Source organism: Streptomyces sp. T39, assembly GCF_008042045.1.
Classification (GTDB): domain Bacteria; phylum Actinomycetota; class Actinomycetes; order Streptomycetales; family Streptomycetaceae; genus Streptomyces.
Genome location: NZ_RDBP01000173.1, coordinates 1 through 672, shown reverse-complemented (window position 1 = coordinate 672; position 672 = coordinate 1). Strand labels below are relative to the sequence as shown.

The 672-nt window shown below is 76.2% G+C and carries 1 pseudogene; it reads right to left on the bottom strand.

Features of this window, described 5'->3' with window-relative positions:
- Positions 1 to 672: pseudogene (locus tag EAO77_RS39205) on the bottom strand (hypothetical protein); the annotation flags it as partial.

The window sequence follows — 672 nt, the reverse complement described above, 5'->3', positions numbered from 1 at the left end:
GCACCAGGGAGTCGGACCGCTCCGGCAGCAGGGTGCGCACCTGTTCGGGGTCGGCGGCGTCGTCCAGCACGATCGTGACCGGCAGGCCCGTCAGATGCTGGTGGTACAGCTCGCCGAGACGCCGCACCTGCTGCTCCGGCGACGACCGCTCCCGGAACAGCAGCTGCTCGCGCGGTGCGCCCAGCCGGTTCAGCAGGTGCAGCAGCGCGTCCCGGGTGGAGAGCGGCCGGCCGCTCTCGCCGCGCAGGTCCACCACGCAGGCGCCCCGGAACTGGTCCTTCAGATGGTGCGCGGCCCGCGCGTCGACGGAGACGAAGCCGACGCTGGTGGTGCTGCACGGCGACCCGGGCTCCGGGCGCACGACGCTGGCGGTGCGGGCCGCGTGCACCCACTGCGCGATCCGCGTCAGATGCTCCCGGCGGCCGGCGAACGGCCCCTGCGGGTCGGGGAGATGGCCGAACGACTGCTCCAGCACCGACCTGCGGCGTGCCGCCGCGCTGCGGTCCGCGCCGCGCAGCCGCGGCGCGGGCGCCGCCGCCTTCTTCGCGGGCCGGGCCGCCGCCGACAGCATCCGCTGCTGGTCGAGGAACGGACGTATGCCCCGCACCTCCAGGGCGGTCAGCCACTGCAGGCGCAACTGCTCCGGTCCGCCCGGCTGACCCGCCGCCCCCG